15 protein-coding genes are annotated in these 19960 nt (G+C 60.8%); 6 read left to right on the top strand and 9 right to left on the bottom strand.

The genetic code is table 11. From position 1 onward, the window contains the following. Window positions 1-2: 2 nt before the first annotated feature. Window positions 3-1916 carry a sulfate adenylyltransferase subunit CysN gene (cysN, locus tag OVY48_RS23330; protein WP_313924654.1) on the bottom strand — a complete coding sequence of 638 codons (1914 nt, stop codon included), beginning with the start codon at window positions 1914-1916 and terminating at the stop codon, window positions 3-5. A 105-nt stretch (window positions 1917-2021) separates the two neighbouring features. Then, window positions 2022-2933 (bottom strand): sulfate adenylyltransferase subunit CysD, encoded by a 912-nt coding sequence (cysD, locus tag OVY48_RS23325; protein WP_313924653.1) that lies wholly within the window; start codon window positions 2931-2933, stop codon window positions 2022-2024. A gap of 86 nt (window positions 2934-3019) precedes the next feature. Here cysD and OVY48_RS23320 point away from each other — a divergent pair, with 86 nt between their 5' ends. Further along, entirely contained in the window at window positions 3020-4108 is a 1089-nt protein-coding gene (locus OVY48_RS23320; RefSeq protein ID WP_313924652.1) for a helix-turn-helix transcriptional regulator, read from the top strand. Here OVY48_RS23320 and OVY48_RS23315 read toward each other — a convergent pair. The 4 genes from OVY48_RS23315 to OVY48_RS23300 form a co-directional block, all read right to left on the bottom strand. Continuing rightward, window positions 4105-4896, bottom strand: a complete 792-nt coding sequence (locus tag OVY48_RS23315; RefSeq protein WP_069065113.1) for a sulfite exporter TauE/SafE family protein — start codon at window positions 4894-4896, stop codon at window positions 4105-4107. The two genes, OVY48_RS23320 and OVY48_RS23315, sit on opposite strands and share 4 nt — an antisense overlap. Before the next feature lie 216 nt (window positions 4897-5112). Beyond that, on the bottom strand, window positions 5113-5937 hold the full coding sequence (locus OVY48_RS23310) for a class I mannose-6-phosphate isomerase (protein ID WP_313924888.1): 825 nt from the start codon (window positions 5935-5937) through the stop codon (window positions 5113-5115). 25 nt (window positions 5938-5962) lie between these two features. Then, entirely contained in the window at window positions 5963-7138 is a 1176-nt protein-coding gene (locus OVY48_RS23305) for a polysaccharide biosynthesis/export family protein (protein WP_313924651.1), read from the bottom strand. Window positions 7139-7430: 292 nt separating this feature from the next. After that, window positions 7431-8741 (bottom strand): UDP-glucose/GDP-mannose dehydrogenase family protein, encoded by a 1311-nt coding sequence (locus OVY48_RS23300; protein WP_313924650.1) that lies wholly within the window; start codon window positions 8739-8741, stop codon window positions 7431-7433. Between the two features lie 183 nt (window positions 8742-8924). On the opposite strand from OVY48_RS23300, the gene OVY48_RS23295 reads away from it, so the two are divergent. The 4 genes from OVY48_RS23295 to OVY48_RS23280 are packed head-to-tail and all read left to right on the top strand — an operon-like array spanning window position 8925 to window position 12710. Next, complete coding sequence (locus OVY48_RS23295; protein ID WP_037473726.1) at window positions 8925-10028, top strand: capsule polysaccharide export protein; 1104 nt, start codon at window positions 8925-8927, stop codon at window positions 10026-10028. An 8-nt stretch (window positions 10029-10036) separates the two neighbouring features. Then, window positions 10037-10834, top strand: coding sequence for an ABC transporter permease (locus OVY48_RS23290; RefSeq protein WP_409593733.1), 798 nt, complete (start codon window positions 10037-10039; stop codon window positions 10832-10834). Beyond that, window positions 10831-11487: an ABC transporter ATP-binding protein gene (locus tag OVY48_RS23285; RefSeq protein WP_037473724.1), complete on the top strand. Its 657-nt coding sequence runs from the start codon at window positions 10831-10833 to the stop codon at window positions 11485-11487. Before OVY48_RS23290 ends, OVY48_RS23285 begins: the two co-directional genes overlap by 4 nt. Continuing rightward, window positions 11484-12710 (top strand): glycosyltransferase family 1 protein, encoded by a 1227-nt coding sequence (locus tag OVY48_RS23280; protein ID WP_313924648.1) that lies wholly within the window; start codon window positions 11484-11486, stop codon window positions 12708-12710. The genes OVY48_RS23285 and OVY48_RS23280 overlap by 4 nt, the downstream gene beginning before the upstream one ends. 19 nt (window positions 12711-12729) lie before the next feature. Here OVY48_RS23280 and rfbD read toward each other — a convergent pair whose 3' ends face one another. From rfbD to rfbA, 3 genes are read right to left on the bottom strand one after another with little or no spacing between them, the layout of a single operon-like run. Next, complete coding sequence (gene rfbD, locus OVY48_RS23275) at window positions 12730-13587, bottom strand: dTDP-4-dehydrorhamnose reductase (RefSeq protein ID WP_313924647.1); 858 nt, start codon at window positions 13585-13587, stop codon at window positions 12730-12732. After that, complete coding sequence (rfbC, locus tag OVY48_RS23270; protein ID WP_069065107.1) at window positions 13584-14129, bottom strand: dTDP-4-dehydrorhamnose 3,5-epimerase; 546 nt, start codon at window positions 14127-14129, stop codon at window positions 13584-13586. Before rfbC ends, rfbD begins: the two co-directional genes overlap by 4 nt. Further along, window positions 14126-15010: a glucose-1-phosphate thymidylyltransferase RfbA gene (gene rfbA / locus OVY48_RS23265; RefSeq protein ID WP_313924646.1), complete on the bottom strand. Its 885-nt coding sequence runs from the start codon at window positions 15008-15010 to the stop codon at window positions 14126-14128. Before rfbA ends, rfbC begins: the two co-directional genes overlap by 4 nt. Window positions 15011-15408: 398 nt before the next feature. Here rfbA and OVY48_RS23260 point away from each other — a divergent pair, with 398 nt between their 5' ends. Further along, the gene (locus OVY48_RS23260; protein ID WP_313924645.1) at window positions 15409-19938 is read left to right on the top strand and encodes a hypothetical protein; all 4530 of its coding nucleotides are present in this window, start codon (window positions 15409-15411) and stop codon (window positions 19936-19938) included. The last annotated feature ends 22 nt before the right edge of the window (window positions 19939-19960 follow it).

The raw sequence follows: 19960 nt of genomic DNA, 5'->3' as shown, positions 1-19960 counted from the left end.
GGTCATGGGATCAGCCGCGTGACGATGGCATCGGCCGCTTCTTCCGCCGTCATGGTCAGCGTGTCGATATGGATTTCGGGGTCCACCGGCGCTTCATAGGGGCTGTCGATCCCGGTGAAGTTCTTCAGATCCCCGGCCCGCGCCTTCTTGTACAGGCCCTTGACGTCGCGCTTCTCCGCTTCTGCGAGCGACGTGTCGATATAGACCTCGAAAAACTCGCCCGGCTGCATCATCTGCCGCACCATGTCGCGTTCCGATCGGAAGGGCGAGATGAAGGCGGTGATCACGATCAGCCCCGCATCGGTCATCAGCTTGGCGACTTCGCCCACGCGGCGGATATTTTCCACCCGGTCGGCATCGGTAAAGCCCAGATCCTTGTTCAGGCCATGCCGCACATTGTCGCCGTCCAGCAGATAGGTGTGCCGGTTCATCCGCGCCAGCCGCTTTTCGACCAGATTGGCGATGGTCGACTTGCCCGCGCCGGAAAGCCCGGTGAACCACAGCACGGCAGGCTTCTGGTTCTTGAGGTTGGCGTGGAAATCGCGCGACACGTCGGTCGATTGCCAATGGACATTCTGTGCCCGGCGCAGCGAGAAGTGCAGCATGCCCGCCGCAACGGTGGCATTGCTGATCTTGTCGATCAAGATGAAGCCGCCCAGCGTCCGGTTCTGTTCATAGGGTTCGAACACGATCTGCTTGTCGGTCGACAAGTTGGCGACACCGATGGCGTTCAATTCCAGCGTCTTGGCCGCCAGATGCTCCATCGTATTGACGTTGACCTGATATTTTGGCTGCTGGACGGTGGCGGTGACCATCTGCGTGCCGATCTTGAGCCAATAGGAGCGGCCCGGCAGCATTTCCTCGTCCGCCATCCACACAATGGTCGCTTCGAACTGATCGGCGGCCTGGGGCGGATTGTCGGCCAGCGCGATGACGTCGCCGCGCGAACAGTCGATCTCGTCGGCGAAGCAGAGCGTGACCGATTGGCCCGCCACAGCTTCGTCCAGATCACCGTCCAGCGTGACGATGCGGCTGATGGTGCTGGTCTTGCCCGATGGCAGCACGCGGATCGCGTCGCCCGGCTTGACCGTGCCGGTCGCGATCAGGCCGGAAAAGCCCCGGAAATCGAGATTGGGACGATTGACCCACTGCACCGGCATGCGGAACGGCTTTTCCGCGTCGGTCGCGCTGTTGACCTCGACCGTCTCCAGATGTTCGATCAGGGCCGGGCCAGTATACCAGGGCGTATTTTCCGACGGGCCGGTGATGTTGTCCCCCTTGAACCCGGAAATCGGCATCGGCGTGAACGCCGTGATGCCGATCGACTTGGCGAATTCGGTATAGTCGGCGACGATCGTGTCGAACACGCTCTGATCATAGCCGACCAGGTCCATCTTGTTGACGGCCAGCACGATGTTGCGGATGCCGATCAGATGCGCGAGATAGCTGTGGCGGCGCGTCTGGGTCAGGATGCCCTTGCGCGCGTCGATCAGGATGACGGCGAGGTCGGCGGTGGACGCACCCGTCACCATGTTGCGGGTATATTGTTCATGGCCGGGCGTGTCGGCGACGATGAACTTGCGCTTTTCGGTGGCAAAGAAGCGATAGGCGACGTCGATCGTGATGCCCTGTTCGCGCTCGGCGGCGAGGCCATCGACGAGCAGAGCGAAGTCGATCTCCTGCCCCTGCGTCCCCATCTTCTTGCTGTCTGCGGTCAGCGCTTCGAGCTGATCCTCGAAGATCATCTTGCTGTCATAGAGCAGGCGGCCGATCAGCGTCGACTTGCCGTCATCCACCGACCCGCAGGTGATGAAGCGCAGCATCGTCTTATGCTCATGCACCTTCAGATAGGCATCGATATCCTCGGCAATGAGGGCGTCGGTCTTGTAGATGGGGTCTGTGGAAACGTCAGTCATGTCGGTTTCTTTCACCGTTCGCCCTGAGCTTGTCGAAGGGCTATACTTCTTGAAGAAAAGGACTGGGCTTCGACAAGCTCAGCCCGAACGGAAGAGGAGGCTTCGTTAGAAGTAGCCTTCCTGCTTCTTCTTCTCCATGCCGGCCCCGCCCGCATCCTTGTCGATCGCGCGGCCCTGGCGTTCGGATGTGGTGGTCAGCAGCATTTCCTGGATCACCTCCGGCAAGGTCGCCGCCTCGCTCTCCACCGCGCCGGTCAGCGGGTAGCAGCCCAGCGTGCGGAAGCGGATCGAGCGGTCGACCGGCACTTCGCCGGGTTCGAGCGGGAAGCGATCGTCATCGACCATCAGCAACATGCCGTCGCGCTCCACCGTCGGGCGCTTGGCCGCGAAATATAGCGGCACGATCGGCACGTCGTTCAGGTGGATATATTGCCAGATGTCCAGCTCGGTCCAGTTGCTGATCGGGAAGATGCGGATGCTCTCGCCCTTGCTCTTGCGCGCATTGTAGAGGTTCCACAATTCGGGCCGCTGGTTCTTGGGGTCCCAACCATGGCTGGCGGTGCGGAAGGAGAAGATGCGCTCCTTGGCGCGGCTCTTTTCCTCGTCGCGCCGTGCGCCGCCGAATGCCGCATCGAAACCATAGAGGTTGAGCGCCTGCTTCAACCCTTCGGTCTTCCACATGTCGGTGTGCAGCGCGCCATGGTCGAACGGGTTGATCCCGCGATCCATGGCTTCCTGATTGCGATAGACCAGCAGTTCCATGCCGCTTTCCTGCGCCATCCGGTCGCGCAGCTTGTACATTTCCTGGAATTTCCAGGTTGTGTCGACATGCAGCAGCGGGAAGGGCGGGGGCGAGGGGTAGAAGGCCTTGCGCGCCAGATGCAGCATCACCGCGCTGTCCTTGCCGACGGAATAGAGCATCACCGGCTTTTCTGCCTCCGACACCACTTCCCGCAGGATGTGGATGCTCTCGGCTTCGAGTCGCTCCAAATGGGTCAGGGTTTTTGCGTCCACCATGCAATCCTCGCAATCTTTGTGCGCCATCCTATGGCAGCACGCACGAATCGATGGACCTCCCAAATGGGAGGGTATAGCAATGACCGATGCGATTGGACGATACAGGCCTGCTGACGGCCCTGCATGAAGGGATGTTCCAGCAGCCCCTGTGGCAGGATTTTCTTGAACGGCTGCGCCAGCGAACGGGCGCGGTCTATACCACCTTGGTCTTCCGCCCCATCGACGAGGATGCGATCGTCGAGCTGCACGCCGGGCCGCCGCCGCCCGCGCATATCCACAATCTGTTCGTGGAAAAATATCGGCGCGATCCCTTTCCCTATCGCCATATGCGCGAAGGGCGGGTCTATGCGCTGGCCGAATTGATCGAGGCGGATAATGTCGTCCATCAATCCTTCCTGACCGACTTGATGGTGCCGCAGGGGATGAGCGACATGCGATCGGTCCGCGTGACCGAGCCGAGCGGCGTCGATGCCTGGCTCAGTTGCGCAGGCGGCCGATCGATCGGATCGGCGGTCGGCGCGCTGCTGACCGCGCTGGCGCCGCATCTGCGCATCGCTTTGCGGGCTTTCGTCGCGCTGGAGCGTGAGAAATTGCGATCGACCCTGACGTCTGAAGCCTTTGGACGGCTGAATTTTGGTTGGCTGACGCTGGACGCGCGCTGCCGCATCGTCGACATGACGGCCCATGTCGAACAATTGTTCCAGCGCACCAGCCTGTTGCGGCGCGGCCGCTACGACCGGCTGACCCCGGCGTCGCCCGCGCTGGATCGCGAACTGACCGCGCTCATCAAGCATTTCGCCGCCGATCCCGATGTCCGGCCCAAGGCCCTGAACCTCAGCCGTGACCCCTGGATGGACATGCTGGTCGCGCCGATGCGGGGTGGGTCGGTCGCGGCGGGATCGACCCCGGTCGCCATCGCTTATCTCAGCGGCGATCGCTGGTCGCAGGCCGATCGCTGCGACCAGCTGGTCGACCTGTTCGGTCTTCTGCCCAGCGAAGCGCGGCTCGCCTGGGTCATCGCCCAAGGCATCCCGATCAGCGATGCGGCGGAGACGCTCGGCCTGACGGTGGAAACCGCGCGCAACTATTCCAAGCGCATCTATGCCAAGACGGGTGCGCGGGGGCAGGCGGAACTGGTGCGGATCGTTCTGACGAGCGTGCTGGCCATCGCCTAGGCGATCAGGCGCCAGCCCGCGATGATCAACACGATCGCCAGCAACGGTTGCAGCACTTTTTCCGGCACTTTGGACGCCAGCATCGATCCGATGATGATCCCTGGAATCGATCCGATCAGCAGGTTGAGCAGCAGCATCCCGTTGAAATTGCCGATCCACAAATGGCCGATGCCCGCAACCAGCGTCAGCGGCACGGCATGGACGATATCGGTCGCGATCAGCTTCTGCAGCCGCATCCGCAACGGATAGAGCAGCAGCAGCAAAGTCGCCCCCAACGCGCCGGCCCCGACCGAGGTCAGCGTGACCATGATGCCGAGCGCTGCCCCCGCCACGACGGTCAGCCCCGCCTGATAGCGCAGGAAACGGCTGGCGGTATCGGTCCGGGCATGGACCGCCCAGTGGTGGAACCGGCCCCGGAACAGGGTGGCGATGGCGGTAAAGATCAACACGATGCCCAGCGCGGTCATGATGAAGCCGCTCTTCACCTGATGCGTATCGACCTGCGACAAGAGCAATAAAACGATAACCGCAGCGGGCAGGCTGCCGATGCAAAGGCGGCGGATCACCTCATAATCAGGCCCGCCTTCCGCCCCGCCATGGCGATGATGGACGACCCCGCCCACCGCTTTGGTGATCGCTGCGAACCAAAGGTCGGTGCCGACGGCGGTGACCGGGGCGACGCCGAACAGCAGGATCAGGATCGGTGCCATCAGCGACCCGCCACCCACGCCGGTCATGCCCACCATGACACCAACGAACAGCCCGGCGACCGCGTGCAACCAATCCATTCCATTCCCCCGACATGGCAACCGCGATGTTTTCACGCCCCATGACCAAAGCCATATCCATAGGCGAAGGCCGCGAACAGCCTTTTTTGCGGGAAGCAGGTTGCGCCTTGGCACCGATGTTCCATCGGCACCGCCAGAAAGCGCGTGTCACAGACCTTTAAGATGCCCGATGTCGATTTGCGCGCCTCTATTCACGAGATGAGGCGGGCGTCATCATCATAGGGTAGCAAGAAGAGCCGAACAGGGCGTGTCGATCCGCAATTGGCTGTCTGCATCTATCAGCCAGCAATCGCCCTCCGCCCATGGCGCGCCATCGATCGTCCCGCTTCCGCCCAGCGGTGTAAACCATATGCGGGACGCATCGGGAAGGATCGCCTCCGCCCCGGCCTTCCAGTGGCGCAATTCAAGCCGGAAAGGCGCATCGGGCGGAGAAATACGTCCAGCATCCTGGCCCAGCGGTGCATGAATGACTTGTCGATCATAGGGAAGGAGATGGCTGACGGCCTCGCCCTCATCCAGATGCAGTTCGCGCGGACGACCATAATCATACAGGCGATAGGTCACATCGACATTCTGCTGAACTTCGGCCAGCACAATTCCCGCCCCGATGGCATGGACAGTGCCCGCCGGGATGAAATAACAGTCACCCGGCTTGACGGGCTTCCAGTCGATCAGCTGCTCGATCGAGCCGTCAAGCGCCGCGGCACGAAACTCAGCCGGGCTGATCGGCCGCTTGAGGCCTATGCCCAGCCGCGCGTCTGGCTCGCAATCCAATATGTACCAGATTTCCTCTTTGCCGCCTGGCAACCCCACGGCCACCGCTGCCGCGTCGTCGGGGTGAACCTGGATCGACAACCGCTCGCTGGTGAAGATATGCTTGACGAGCAGGGGCAGATTGCCGTCGCCAACCTCATCTTCATACCAAATTTCACCGATCGGCTCTGGTCCAGACGGGCCAAACGTGACCGGCAAGTCCACTCGGCCCCATGGCTTCGCCACGCGACGAGGCCGCAATTTGCGAGCGGCTTTAGTCAATTCCATCATGATCTGCGCTACGGTCGTTCGATTACCGGGTAATCGCGTTGTCGATGGCCACGATCGGCAGTGCCGTAGAGGCAATCAGGCCGATGACGCGCTGAAATTCGGCGACGGGGTTGGTGGAGACATAGAGCACATCGCGATCATGAATGGCGAAATTCTGCATGGCGAAATAGGTGGCCGGATCGCGCATGTCGACGCGATAGACGACCGGAATGCGCCCGTCCGAACGGGGTGACACGGTGGCATTGCGATTGACGACCATCGCCGGATCTTCCCAGCGGAACACGAAGACCCCCTTGGGATCGGCGCGCCCCTCTGCCAGGCCGCCGACACGGCCCATGGCCTGCGCAAGCGACAGGCCGGTTGCCTCGAAAGGCACTTCCTGGTTTTGGCCCGCAGCGCCAAGCATGGTGAAGCTATAGGGACGGAACAGCGCGGTCACGACGTCGCCTGTCTTCAGGACGATATTCTGGCGCGGATCGTTGATCACGGCGGAAAAGGGCATGGAATAGACCTGCCCGCCGCGACTGACCTGGATCGTCATCTTGTCCGATTGCTGTTTGGTTCCACCCGCTGCTGCGATGGCATCCAATATGGTTTCCCCCTTGGGAGTCAGGGGCATGCGGGTGCTGTTGGCCACTTCACCCACCACGGACACGTTGGCGCTCAGGTTGCGCAGCAAGCGAACGGCGACCTGCGGCAAATGGGCCTTGCCGCGCAGTCGCGTGATGATGTCCTGCTCTATTTGGGGCAAGGTCCGCCCGGCCGCCTGAACCAGGCCGGCAAAGGGTATGGAAATTCGGCCAGAGGGACCGACGAGAAATTCCGGCAGCGCCGTTACGCCACTGGTCTGAACCGACATTCCGGTTGGGGCACTGGTACCGAACAATACAGCAGGTGGCGCTTCCCAGATGGTGACGTTGAGGACGTCACCCGATCCCACGGTCTCGCCAACCGCATCGGAATAGCCAAGCCCGGTTGCGAAATCAGGGGTGGTGACGCGAGGCAGTTCGACCAGCGATCGTTCGTCCAGATTGATGACCTGTATGCCCTTGATTGCGGCATCTTGGTCCTTGCCGACATTGACGACCCGCCCCGTTCCTGGCCCGATTGAGGTGCAGGCGGTCGTGGCAAGCAGCGCAGCAAGTAGGCAGAGGCGGGGAAGGCGAGCGCCGTTCCGAAGATGCGACAAGCAGTTCATGAATTCTCCAAATGCCCTTCGGCTCGACCCGACACTCCTGGCACAGACCTTGGAGATGCCGTCAATTCTAACAATGGCTCACGGCCGAATGAACGCTACATATCGCTCGATCGCCCGTCTGTCACCTGATCCCCAACGCACCCACAGACGTTGTCGCTATGCCGAAGCAAGATGCTCGAACGCCTAACTCAGTCAACGCACATGAACCTGTGATGGATGCGGCAGCTAATGAGAAACAGTGCAGTCGACACGTCCTTGGGCGTTCCGTACCTAACGCCACAGGTGCGGCTTCTCAGCTCGCCGCGCCGACGCGCGCGAGCGTAAAGCCAGCCTCGGTGACTTCGGCGAGCGGATAGATGTTGCGCAAGTCGACGAGCGCATTGCCGTTCATCGCGCTGGCAAGGCGCTTCATGTCGAGTGCGCGGAAAATGTCCCATTCGGTGACCAGCACCAGCACATCGGCCCCTTCGGCGGCTTCATAGGCGTCCTTGGCCATGGTGACGCTGGGCATCATCGGTGCGGCGACGTCCATGCCTTCGGGATCATAGGCGACGATCTTCGCGCCCGCATCCTCCAGCGCCTGGACGATGGCGAGGCTTGGCGCATCGCGCATGTCGTCGGTATTGGGCTTGAAGGTCAGGCCCAGCAGCGCGACTTTCTTGCCGCGCGCATCGCCCCCCAGCGCCTTGACGATCTTGCGGCCCATGGCGCGCTTGCGCAGGTCGTTGACCTGCACCACCGTCTCGACGATGCGGATCGGCGTATCATGGTCCTGGCCGGTCTTGACCAGCGCCAGCGTATCCTTGGGGAAGCAGGAGCCGCCATAGCCCGGCCCTGCGTGGAGAAATTTGCTGCCGATGCGATTGTCGAGGCCGATACCGCGCGACACGTCCTGCACATCCGCGCCGACCGCTTCGCACAGGTCCGCCATCTCGTTGATGAAGGTGATCTTGGTCGCCAGAAAGGCATTGGCGGCATATTTGATGAGTTCAGCGGTGCGGCGGCCGGTGAACATCAGCGGTGCCTGGTTCAGGTTGAGCGGGCGATAGACCTGGCTCATCACCGCGATGGCGCGTTCCGAGCCGGTGGTGCCGACGACGACGCGGTCGGGCCGCTTGAAATCGCCGATCGCCGCGCCTTCGCGCAGGAATTCGGGGTTGGACACGACCTGGATGTCGAGGGCGGGCTTCAATTCCCGCGCGATTCGCTGGACCTCGTCGCCGGTGCCCACGGGCACGGTCGACTTGGTGACGATGACCGCCGGACCATCGAGCGCGGCGACGATTTCCCGCGCTGCAGCATAGACATAGGAGAGATCGGCATGGCCATCACCCCGGCGCGAAGGCGTGCCGACGGCAATGAAGATCGCGTCCGCGCCCTTGACGCCCGCGGCCAGATCCGTGGTGAAGGTCAGGCGGCCCGATGCGGCATTGTCGCCGACCAGCTTGTCCAGCCCCGGCTCGAAAATCGGCATCCGCCCCGCTTCGATCGCCGCGATCTTGCCCGCATCCTTATCGACACAGACCACATCATGGCCAAAATCCGCAAAACAGGCCCCTGACACAAGGCCCACATACCCCGTGCCGATCATCGTGATTTTCATAGTTTGAAACGGTCCCCGTTGTATGACAACGCTTCGCCCTAGCATGAGATTTAGACATTATAAAGGGACGCCATGATACGGCATTCCGGCCGTCGCAAGCCGCAGTACCGTGGTTTCAATCCGCTGGACTTTGAGAAACGCACCTCCTAACACGAGGGCGAACCATAGGCATGCCGGGTACCGATGATCAAAATTCCTGAACGTATCGGCAAATTGCCGACTCTCTTCGTCGCGGCGGTACTTGTACCCACGATGATTTCTGCTGTTTATTTCACAATGAGTTCCGACGTCTATATGTCGGAATCGCGTTTTGTCGTTCGTAGCCCGGAAAAGAGCAATAATACCGGTCTAGGCGCTTTATTCCGGGCCGGCGGGATGTCGAACGACGCCAACGAAGGCTACGCGACTAAGGATTACATGGTTTCGCGCGACGCCCTCGCGGCGCTAAATCGCGACAATCTCGTTTCAAATGCCTATGGCAACGAAAATGTGTCCATTCTCAACCGCTTCAATCCGTTCAACCGGGGCGGCGTGAAAGAAAAGCTCTATAAATATTATACCAAGAAGGTGGAGGTGACCCATGATGTTGCCTCTTCGATCACGGTTTTGAGCGTGCGGGCCTTTACGCCTGAAGACGCGCATGAGATCAATAGACGACTGCTTGTTCAGGCAGAAGCGCTGGTCAACAAGCTGAATGGCCGCGCCCGTTCCGACTTGATCAATTATGCCAATGACGAGCTGGACGAAGCGAAGGCCCTGGCACGGACAGCCGCTCTGGCATTGTCTGATTATCGCAACCGCGAAGGGGTGGTCGATCCCGAAAAGCAGGCGACTGTCCAACTGCAGATGATCTCCAAATTGCAGGACGAGATGATCGCGACGCAAACGCAGTTGATTCAATTGCGCGCCTTCACGCCGCAAAACCCCCAAATCCCTGTGTTGCAGAATCGCGTGCAGTCTTTGAGCCGTGAAATTGACAAGCAAACCGGCCTGGTCGCGGGTAACCAGAAATCGCTGGCCGCTACGGCGGCGCAGTTCCAGCGCCTGCAACTCGAAAGCCAATTGGCGGACCGTCAGCTTGGTGCAGCGATCAGTTCGCTTCAGGAAGCGCGGAACGAAGCGCGTCGCAAGCGGGCTTATGTCGAACGGATCGTTGAACCCAGCAAGCCCGACTATCCGCTCGAGCCGCGCCGTTTACGCGGCATATTGAGCACTTTCGTCGTTGGGTTGGTGATTTGGGCTGTGCTGTCGATGCTGGTCAGCGGCGTCAAGGAACATCGCGACTGATGACGCAGATGCAGGAACCAAGCCCGACCAGTTTCCTGCGGTCCTGGGCAATCCAGCAACGGGTGATAGGCGCATTATTGATGCGCGAGGTGATCACCCGCTATGGCAGGCATAATATCGGCTTTCTCTGGCTGTTCGTGGAACCGATGGTTTTTACCATCGGCGTCACGCTGATCTGGACCGCTACCAAAGCGGTTCACGGGTCAGACCTCCCCATCTCGGCCTTTGCCTTGACCGGCTATTCCAGCGTGCTGGTCTGGCGCAATATGCCGTCGCGCCTTGTCGGTTCGATCGAACCAAATTTGTCGCTGATGTACCATCGCAACGTCAAGATAATCGATATATTCGCTGCCCGACTTTTGCTTGAAGCCGTTGGCGTTGGCATCTCTTTTTTCATCCTGACCTTGTTCTTCGCTGCGGTTGGTTGGCTTCAATTGCCTGAAGACCCGCTCAAGGTCGTGTTGGGTTGGGTGATGTTGGTGTGGTTCGGCTCGTCTCTGGGCATGTTCCTGGGTGCCCTGTCGAACCGCAGCGAACTGATCGATAAATTTTGGCATCCGGCGGCCTATCTTCTATTCCCTCTCTCCGGCGCTGCCTTTCTTGTAGAGTCCTTGCCTTCTGGATTTCGGGAATGGATTTTATATTTGCCGATGGTGCACGGGGTAGAATGTGTCCGCGACGGCTTCTTCGGATCGCAATTCACCCCCTATTATGACATCGGTTATATGGCCCTATGCAATCTTGGCCTTTCCCTATTCGCTTTGGCGGAGATACGACGCGCAAGCCGTAATCTGGTGCCAGCATGATCCAGCTACAGAATATCGGAAAAGCCTATGAAACCCGTCGTGGTCCTCGCTGGGTTTTCCGTAATGTCGACCTGACTATCGGGCGGGGCGAGAAGATCGGGATATTGGGGCGCAATGGCGCTGGAAAATCGACCCTCATCCGCATGATCAGCGGCATTGAGATGTTGAACGAAGGCCGGATCGTCACGGATATGTCGATCAGCTGGCCGCTGGCCTTTTCCGGTGCGTTTCAGCAATCGCTGACGGGGGCCGACAATGTGCGCTTTATCTGTCGCGTTTATGGCAAGAATGTCGATGATGTCATCGCTCTCGTTGATGATTTCGCCGAACTGGGCGCATATATGAACGAGCCAATCAAAAGCTATTCTGCGGGTATGCGCGCCCGGCTGGGTTTCGGCGTATCCCTGGCGGTAGATTTTGATTGCTTCCTCATCGACGAAATCGTCGCTGTCGGTGACGCGCGTTTTCAGCAAAAATGTCATGATGAACTGTTCGTCAAGCGACGTGACCGCTCCATGATCATCGTGTCGCACAATGACGGCTATATCCGCGAACATTGCGATCGAGCGGGCGTTCTGGCGCAACAGACGCTAACGAATTTCGCTGACATGGATGAAGCTTACGCCTTTTATAAGGCGCATGAACGGGAATGAACTGGATAGCCGGGTTGCTCGATTGGTTGATCCTTTCGAAGGCCCAGCGGACGGACCAGGTTCCAGCCGCCCCTTGTCGCTTGCTGGTCGATATGTCCACTATCGCCCAACAGGATGCCGGCACAGGCATCCAACGGGTCGTCCGCGCCATTTGGCTGCACTTGATGGACCTGGATCTGGGCAATATCACCGTCCTGCCAATCGCGGCGACCGCCAAGCGGGGCTATGCCATTGCAGAGGTTGATCCCACAGACGGCCATTTGTCTCTACCATCCCCCAATGCACCGCTGATCCAAGCCAGCGCCGGAGACATTTTCCTTGGGCTGGACCTCGCCGCGCATCGCTTGTCGCGGCATCAGCGGCAACTGGCGCGCTGGCGTCGCTCTGGCGCGTCTATCAATATCGTCATCTATGATCTGCTGCCGCTCCAGCACCCGCACTGGTTTCCCCGCAGCACAGGACGAAATTTCGCAAAATGGATAGGCGTGGTCAGTCGCCTGGCGGATCGGGCCATTTGCATCTCGCACCAGGTCGCGTCGGATCTCGACACGTGGCTTACGACCAACAGGGTCGCGCGGCGCGATGCCATTGAGGTGACCGTCATGCCGCTGAGCGGTGCCGTCGATGCGACCAACCCCAGCCGCGGTATCGGCGACAAGGGGCGTGCAGCGATCGCGCGCGCGCAAAATACCCGTACCCTGTTGATGGTCGGCACCATCGAACCGCGCAAAGGCCATGATTGCGTTCTCGATGCCATGGAGCATCTGTGGCGGACGCAGCCCAAGAACGCTCCGCATGTCCTGATCGTCGGGCGGCCGGGCTGGCGCACCGAAGCGATGCAGGCCCGCCTCGCGGCGTTGGAGGGGCGGGCAGAGCATCGGTTGACCTGGCTCAGCCAAGCCTCCGACGAACTGCTCGCCGCGCTCTATGCCCGCGCGGCCCTCGTCGTCATGCCCTCCCGCGGCGAAGGCTTCGGCCTGCCGATCGTTGAAGCGCTGCGCCAGGGGCGCAAGGTGCTGGCACGCGATCTTCCGGTTTTCCGGGAACTGGCGCGGCCGGGGCTCTTTTATTTCGATGACGACAGCCCCGCGGCGCTTGCCGACAGCATCCTGACCACATTGCAGGAAGCTGATCCGCCAATGCCGGTTGGAGAAGAATGGGGCGACAGCGTCGCCATCCTGCTGCGGGCATTGGGTCTGGAACAGAAAAAAGCCCCGGCCTGACCGACCGGGGCTTTTGCCTTCAACCCTGTTCTTTGATCTGCGCCATCATGACGCGCAGATTGTCGCGCCAATGCGGCGTCGGTCCGCCCAGCGCTTCGAAGGTCGATGCCTTGTCCAGCACCGAATAATGCGGCCGCGTCGCGGGCGTCGGATAGGCGCTGGTGGGGATTGGAATGACCGTCGCCTTCTGCGTCAGCAGGCCAATCGCCAGCGCTTCCTCCTGGATCGCGACGGCAAAATCATACCAGCTTGCCGCCCCGGCATCGGTATAATGATGCAGGCCGGTCACGCCTGCGCCCGCCATCGTCCACAGCGCTGCGGCAAGGCCCGGCGCATAGGTCGGCGTCCCGATCTGATCGGCGACGACGCGCACTTCGGGCCGTTCCGCCATCAGCCGCAACATGGTGCGGACGAAATTGCCGCCGGTCGGCGCATAGACCCATGCCGTCCGCACGATCAGCGCATCAGGGCCAGCCAGCTGCTCGCCGATCAGCTTGGTGCGGCCATAGGCGCTCAAGGGGGCGGTTGGCGCATCGGGCGCATAGGGCACGCCCGCCAGCCCATCGAACACGAAATCGGTCGAGACATGGACGAACCGCGCACCAACGGCCCGCGCGGCATCGGCCAGCGTTCCGACCGCCGTCCCATTGATCGCCAAGGCCAGCGCCTCGTCCTGCTCCGCCTTGTCCACCGCCGTATAGGCAGCGGCGTTGAGCAACAGGTCCGGTTTTTCCTGCGCCAGATAGGCCTGCACCGCGTCAGCCTGGGTGATGTCGAGTTCATCGACGTCTACACAGCTCAGCACGGCTTCGGCCGGTGCTGTCGCCTGCAAACCACGCCCCAGCTGGCCCTTGGCCCCGACGATGACCGCCTTCATGCGAAGGCCTCGATCTCGCCCAGTGCCTGACCCTGCGCGTCCTTGCCCGACAGGATCGGCTCGATCCCTTCCAGCGGCCATTCGATGCCCACCGCCGGGTCGTTCCACATCAGCGAATGTTCGGCCGACGGATCATAGGTGGCGGTGCATTTGTAGAGAAATTCGGTGCCATCCTCCAGGCTGATGAAGCCATGCGCAAAGCCCGGCGGCACCCAGAACATCTTCTTGTTCGCGGCGGACAGTTCCAGCCCGACCCATTTGCCGAAATGCGGGCTGGACTTGCGGATATCGACCGCAACGTCCCACACCCGCCCAGCGACCACGCGGACGAGCTTGCCCTGCGGATTGGGGTTCTGGAAATGCAGCCCGCGCAGCACGCCGCGCGCCGACTTGCTGTGATTGTCCTGCACGAAGTCCAGATCCAGCCCGGCCGCCTTGAAGGCGTCCGCATTCCAGCTTTCGTAGAAAAATCCTCGATCGTCGCCGAACACGCGCGGTTCGATGATCAACGGGCCGGGGATGGCGGTTTCAACGATGTTCATGCGATCGCACCCTTGCCCTTGAGAAGGTCCATCAGATAATTGCCATAGCCGCTCTTGCGCAGCGGCGATGCCACGGCTTCCAACTGGGCATCATCGATAAAGCCCTGCCGCCAGGCAATTTCTTCGGGGCAGCAGATCTTCAATCCCTGCCGGTCTTCGGTGACCCGCACATAGAGCGCTGCGTCGAGCAGCGACCCATGCGTCCCAGTGTCGAGCCAGGCATAGCCGCGGCCCATGATTTCGACCGACAGCGAACCTTCCTCCAGATAGAGGCGGTTGAGGTCGGTGATTTCCAGCTCGCCGCGCGGCGAGGGGGCCAAGTCGCGGGCCATGTCCACCGCACGGCCATCGTAGAAATAGAGGCCAGTGACGGCATAGTTGGACTTGGGCTCTTCGGGCTTTTCCTCGATCGTCTCGGCGCGGCCGTTCGCATCGAAGGACACCACGCCATAGGCCTTGGGATCGCTGACATAATAGCCAAAGACCGTGGCACCGGTTTCACGCTCGCCGGCCCGTTTCAGTAGATCAACCAAGCCATGGCCGTAGAAGATATTGTCGCCCAGGACGAGCGTCGACGGATCGCTGCCGATGAAATCCGCGCCGATATGATAGGCCTGCGCCAGACCCTTGGGCTCCGGCTGCACCGCATAGGTCAGGTTGATGCCCAATTCCTTGCCATCGCCGAGTAATGCCTGGAAAGACGGTGCATCATGGGGTGTCGTGATGATCATGATATCGCGAATCCCCGACAACATCAGCGTCGAGAGCGGATAATAGATCATCGGCTTGTCATAAACGGGCATCAACTGCTTCGAGACACCCTTGGTCAGTGGATATAGTCTTGTGCCGGAACCACCCGCCAATATTATTCCCTTGCGCACGTATCACTCCCCATGAAAGGCGAATGCGGGTGTAAATTGCGCCGGTTACGATTGCAAGGCGATGTTGCGATGCGGCATATGTCCCAATAGGATAGGAAACCGCCGTCGGCAGAAGGCATCTTGCAGGCTGTTGCGCTTATGTCCGGACACAAATCGCCATGCTATGGGCGCTAGGCTTCGGACAGGCTGGCGGGTGGGCGTTTGGCATTGACATAAAAAGTGTAGCGGTCAGAGATATAACGACCAGGGCAATCAGGGGTAGGCTTTAGGTGAACGATACGGTTTCGACTAAGGATGCGGACGCAACAGGTAAAGCACCGCGTGGCCGCGCCGTCGCTGCAACGCCGCAGCCTGCTCCATCAAAGACAACGGTCGCGAAACGGACTGCAGTTTTGGTCGTGGCGATGCATCGCTCCGGCACCAGCGCCCTGTCTCGCACGCTCAATCTGCTTGGCTGTGAATCATCGCCCAACCTCATGGGTGCGGACGAATATAATGAATCGGGCTATTGGGAATCCCGCCCCATCTATGAGTTGAACGAGAAGATATTGAGTTCCGGCGGCGGGGGCTGGGCCGAATGGATGGAATTCAACCCCAATTGGTTCCGTTCTTCGGCGATGGACCGTTTTCGCGAGCGCGCAGTCGCTTGTATCGAAGCGGAATTCGGCAAGTCCAACCTGTTCGTGATCAAGGATCCGCGGCTTAGCCTGCTTATGCCCTTCTGGCGCAGCGTCTTTGAATCGATGGACATCGAACCGGTCGTTATTCACACGCTGCGCAACCCGATCGAAGTGGCCCAGTCGCTGGAACGGCGCAACAAGTTCCTGCAGCCCAAGGGTTTGTTGCTGTGGCTGCGCTATACGTTGGAGGGCGAACGCGGGACGCGCGGCCTGCGCCGATTCTTCACCACCTATGACGATTTGATGGACGATTATGTCGGCTTTATCGATCGGTCGCAGGAGACGTTAGGCCTGTTCTGGCCACGAAATTCCGAAAAGCTACGCCGCGAGCTGGCCGGCTTCCTGACTTCTGATCTGCGCCATCACCGTGTTGACGGTAAATCGCTGCGGACGCTGGACTATGCGGCGAAGTGGGTTGAAACCACCTATGAAGTCCTGCGCGGCTTTGCCGAACATGGCGAGGATGCGGCCGGATGTTCGGCGCTTGATGCGGTCCATGCCGAGTTTACGGCAGCGGGCAACGCCATGGGGGCCATCGCCAAGGATAATGACGAGCGCTACGCCCAATTGACGAAATTGCATGCGGAGCGGGACGAGATCGCCGCCAAGCAAATCGAGGCCGAACGCGAAGCCGCTGCTGCAAAGGCCGAACTGGATAAGCTGCGCCAGGCCAAGGTCGAATTGGAACAGCGCACGGCCACGCTGGCCAGCGATGTCGAGCGCGTCAAAAGCGCTAAGGCGGAGATCGAGCAGCGCCAGCGCGCGGGCCAGGGTCAGCGGGAAACGCTGCTGGCGGAGAAAAAGGCGCTGGAAGCAGCCGTTGCCGAGGCGCGCCGCAAGAGCGAGGAATTTGAACGGAACGCGGTAGACCTGAAAACGCGAATCACCAGCGCCGCAAAGGCAAGGGATGATGCAACGGCCACGGTCACCGCGCTGCAAAAGCAGTTGCAGGCCGCGACACAGGAACGCGACGCCCTCCTCGACCAGGGCGAGGCAATGACCGCGACCCTTGCGCAACTCAGCGCGGATCGCGAGGCGCTGGAAACCAAACTTGCTGAAATCCACACCGATCGCAATACGCTTGAGGCGCGCCAGTCGGAGATCGAGGCCAAGGCTGTCGCTGCGCTGGAACGCGCGGAGTCGATCCAGCGGGCAAAGACAGCGTTGGAAGAGCGGCATCTCGCGACGCAGAAGGAACGGGACGGCCTAAGGGACTTGCGCGCCCGGCTGGAAACCGAACAGGCGGAAGCCGCCAAGCAGCAGGCCGCGCTTTCGGCGGAGAAGCAGGCTCTAGCAGCCATGCTCGCCGAAACCAGTGACGACCGCGATGCGCTCAAGAGTCTGCACGCGGAGACTGAAGCGCAGGCGGCTGCCGCGCTGGAACGGGCAGGGGCGATCGAGCGCGCCAAATTGGCGTTGGAAGAGCGACATCTCGCCACGCAAAAGGAGCGCGATGGTTTGAGGGAGGCCCGCGCCCGGCTGGAAGCGGAACAGGTCGAAGCGGCAAAGCAGAATGAGGCGCTCGCCGCAGAGAAGCGTGCGCTGGAGCAGGCCGTCGCGCAAGCGCATGAGAAGCAGGCTGAATTGATGTCCAGTCGCGCCGAACTGGAAACCCGACTTGCCGCCGCTCAGCAGCAGGCCAGTGGGATCGAGAAGGCAAAGCTGGCGCTGGAGGAGCGTCATCTCGCTACGCAAAAGGATCGCGATGGTCTGAGGGAAATACGCGCCCGGCTGGAAGCGCAACTCGCCACCGCCCGGCAGCAGACCCAGGCAGTTCAGCAAGAAAAACGCATTCTGGAAGAACAGCATCTTGTAACGCAAACCGAGCGCGATTCACTGCGCGACGAGCGCGCAATGTTGGCAACGGATAAGGCGGCGGCGCTGAAGGAAGTTGCGGCGTTGGAGGCGCAAGCCTTGGCGCTGGAACAGGCGATGGCTGAAGTGCGTCAGCAGCGCGAGGCTTTGAGTGCGGCCAATAGCGCGCTCGAAACGAATTTGGGAACCGAGGCCAAGCGAGCCGACGCACTGGAGCACGCCCAGGCCGCGCTGGAAAATGACTATCAGGTCGCCCGGCAGGATAGGGACGCCATCCGCGCCGCTCTTGCCGAACGCAACCAGACAATCGATTCCCTGCATCGGCAATTGGCGGAAAAGGACGATGCGATTGCAAGCCGCGATCGCGATCTGGCTGGCTTGACTCAAGCGTTGGCGGCGACAGAGCAGGCCGTCGCCGACGGGCAGATGAAGCTCAATCAGACCGAGCAGATCGCCCGCGAATGGGAAGACAAGTCCCGTCAACAGGACGAACAGCTCAAAGCATTGCGCGCTGCGAGTGAAGCCGACATCGCGGAGTTGCAGAACAGGCTGGCGCAAACCGAAAGCGCTCTGCGCCAGCGTCAGCTCGAAACGGAACAAGCTGCAGAAGCTCTGCTTGCCGCCAGCAAACAGGCGCATGAGGATCGCGCTGATTGGAACAACCGCCAGACTGCCCTTCAAAATCAGCTCGCCGAAGCAGGGCGAAAGGCGGCTGAACTGGATCGGCGCCGCGCCGAGACAGAGGCCGCGCTTCAGACTCGTTTCGGTGAAATCGCGCTCATCAGCGAACAACTGGCGTTGCGAGAAAGCGATTTGTCAGCCGCGAAGTTTGCCCTGGACGATCATGCGCGCGCGCTGGAAGCGGTCAGCCGGACGGCCCATGAACGACAGGCGCGGATCCTCGATCTGGAAACAACCGTCGCGGGTCAGGCCACGGAGTTGGATGCGGTAAGAGCCTCGCTCGAACATGACCGCAAAATGCTGGACGACTTGCGCGCCACTGTTGGCAACCGCGATGCGAAAGTCACGGAACTGGAGGAGCAGATCCGTGCGCGCGAGGCGGCATTGTCAGCGGCGGTCGAGGACCATGCGCGTGCGCTGGAGACGATCAGCCGGACAGCGCACGAACGGCAAGTCCGTATCGTGGACCTGGAAACGACCGTCGCGGGTCAGTCGACGGAGTTGGACGCGGTAAGAGCCTCGCTCGAACATGATCGCAAAATGTTGGAGGACTTGCGCGCTGCCGTCGGCGACCGCGATGCGAAAGTCATGGAACTGGAGGAGCAGATCCGTGCGCGTGAAGCCGCATTGTCAGCGGCGGTCAAGGACCATGCGCGCGCGCTGGAGACGATCAGCCGGACGGCCGATGAACGCCAGGCACGCATCCTGGATCTGGAGGTAACGGTCGCGGATCAGTCCACGGAACTGGACGCTGTGAAGGTCTCGCTGGAACGCGATCGCAAAGCGCTTGAGGGCATGCGCGCTGCGGTTGGTGACCGGGACGCTCACGTCGCCGAATTGGAAACGGTGTTGGAGGAGCGGCGCGCCAAGTTGGCGGCGGCCGAGGACGAATTGGATAGGCAGCGTCAGGCGCTCGATCAGATGGAGCGAGTGGCAAGCGAGCGTGGCGCGCAAGTCGAGGATCTCAGCACAGAATTGCAACAGCATAGCGCGAAGCTGGCCGATGCGGCGCAAGATCTTGATGCGGCGCGCCAGGCGCTTGAAACGGAGCGGGCTTTGGCGGAGCAAAATGGCGCACGCGTCAAACAGCTGTCCGCCATAATCAATGATAATCAGAATGAAGCCAACAAACGCTATCTGCAAATGTCACGATTGCAGGATGGTTTGGCGGAGCATCAACGTCTGATTGCGCAAGAACAGGCCGAGAAGGCCAAATTGCGTACCGAGTTGGACGACGCCACGGAGCAACTTGCCAAGCGGCGCGAACAGATGGATCAGGCGCAAGAGACTTTGCAGGATCGAAATCAACGGCTGATGAAAGCCGAAGAGGCCCATCAAGCTCTATTAGCCAATCTTGAAAGGGCGAGAGAGGAGGCGGGCCGGCAAAAGGAGATGCTGCGCGCGACAATGCTCGCCAATCGGGCGGAACTGAGTGAGCGGGATCGAAAGATCGATGAGGCCTGCGCCGCCAGCCTGCATGTCTACCATCAAATGTCGAAGACGCTCCAAACTATGCTGGCGCAGGCGAAGCTGCCCTTCCCGGCGCTGACCGGTAAGAGGACCGAGCAACGCCAGCGCCGCATAGTGGAAGATTATGCACAGTTTGATCCGGACTGGTATCTGGCCCATTATACGGACGTGTCAGAGGTCGGCATGGACCCTGTGCTGCACTTCATTCACCATGGCCTTGCTGAAGGCCGTTCGCCCAACGCCGCGACGGAAGCATTGCGTCAGGCCGCATTGGGGCAGTAAAAACAGGATCTATGTGCTTATC

Origin of the sequence: Sphingobium sp. SA2 (assembly GCF_032227065.1) — a bacterium.
In the GTDB taxonomy this organism is placed as follows: domain Bacteria; phylum Pseudomonadota; class Alphaproteobacteria; order Sphingomonadales; family Sphingomonadaceae; genus Sphingobium.
Note: the sequence above shows the minus strand (reverse complement) of the source record. Positions and strands in the feature narration are given on the sequence as shown.

What these genes read in the sequence shown, in the direction of transcription:
- OVY48_RS23310 (WP_313924888.1), bottom strand. Translation starts at nt 5,937, where the DNA reads ATGGAATTGACTAAAGCCGCTCGCAAATTGCGGCCTCGTCGCGTGGCG.
- OVY48_RS23280 (WP_313924648.1), top strand. Translation starts at nt 11,484, where the DNA reads ATGAACTGGATAGCCGGGTTGCTCGATTGGTTGATCCTTTCGAAGGCC.
- OVY48_RS23305 (WP_313924651.1), bottom strand. Translation starts at nt 7,138, where the DNA reads ATGAACTGCTTGTCGCATCTTCGGAACGGCGCTCGCCTTCCCCGCCTC.
- OVY48_RS23295 (WP_037473726.1), top strand. Translation starts at nt 8,925, where the DNA reads ATGATCAAAATTCCTGAACGTATCGGCAAATTGCCGACTCTCTTCGTC.
- cysD (WP_313924653.1), bottom strand. Translation starts at nt 2,933, where the DNA reads ATGGTGGACGCAAAAACCCTGACCCATTTGGAGCGACTCGAAGCCGAG.
- rfbD (WP_313924647.1), bottom strand. Translation starts at nt 13,587, where the DNA reads ATGAAGGCGGTCATCGTCGGGGCCAAGGGCCAGCTGGGGCGTGGTTTG.
- OVY48_RS23290 (WP_409593733.1), top strand. Translation starts at nt 10,037, where the DNA reads ATGCAGGAACCAAGCCCGACCAGTTTCCTGCGGTCCTGGGCAATCCAG.
- OVY48_RS23285 (WP_037473724.1), top strand. Translation starts at nt 10,831, where the DNA reads ATGATCCAGCTACAGAATATCGGAAAAGCCTATGAAACCCGTCGTGGT.
- cysN (WP_313924654.1), bottom strand. Translation starts at nt 1,916, where the DNA reads ATGACTGACGTTTCCACAGACCCCATCTACAAGACCGACGCCCTCATT.
- OVY48_RS23300 (WP_313924650.1), bottom strand. Translation starts at nt 8,741, where the DNA reads ATGAAAATCACGATGATCGGCACGGGGTATGTGGGCCTTGTGTCAGGG.
- OVY48_RS23315 (WP_069065113.1), bottom strand. Translation starts at nt 4,896, where the DNA reads ATGGATTGGTTGCACGCGGTCGCCGGGCTGTTCGTTGGTGTCATGGTG.
- rfbC (WP_069065107.1), bottom strand. Translation starts at nt 14,129, where the DNA reads ATGAACATCGTTGAAACCGCCATCCCCGGCCCGTTGATCATCGAACCG.
- OVY48_RS23320 (WP_313924652.1), top strand. Translation starts at nt 3,020, where the DNA reads ATGCGATTGGACGATACAGGCCTGCTGACGGCCCTGCATGAAGGGATG.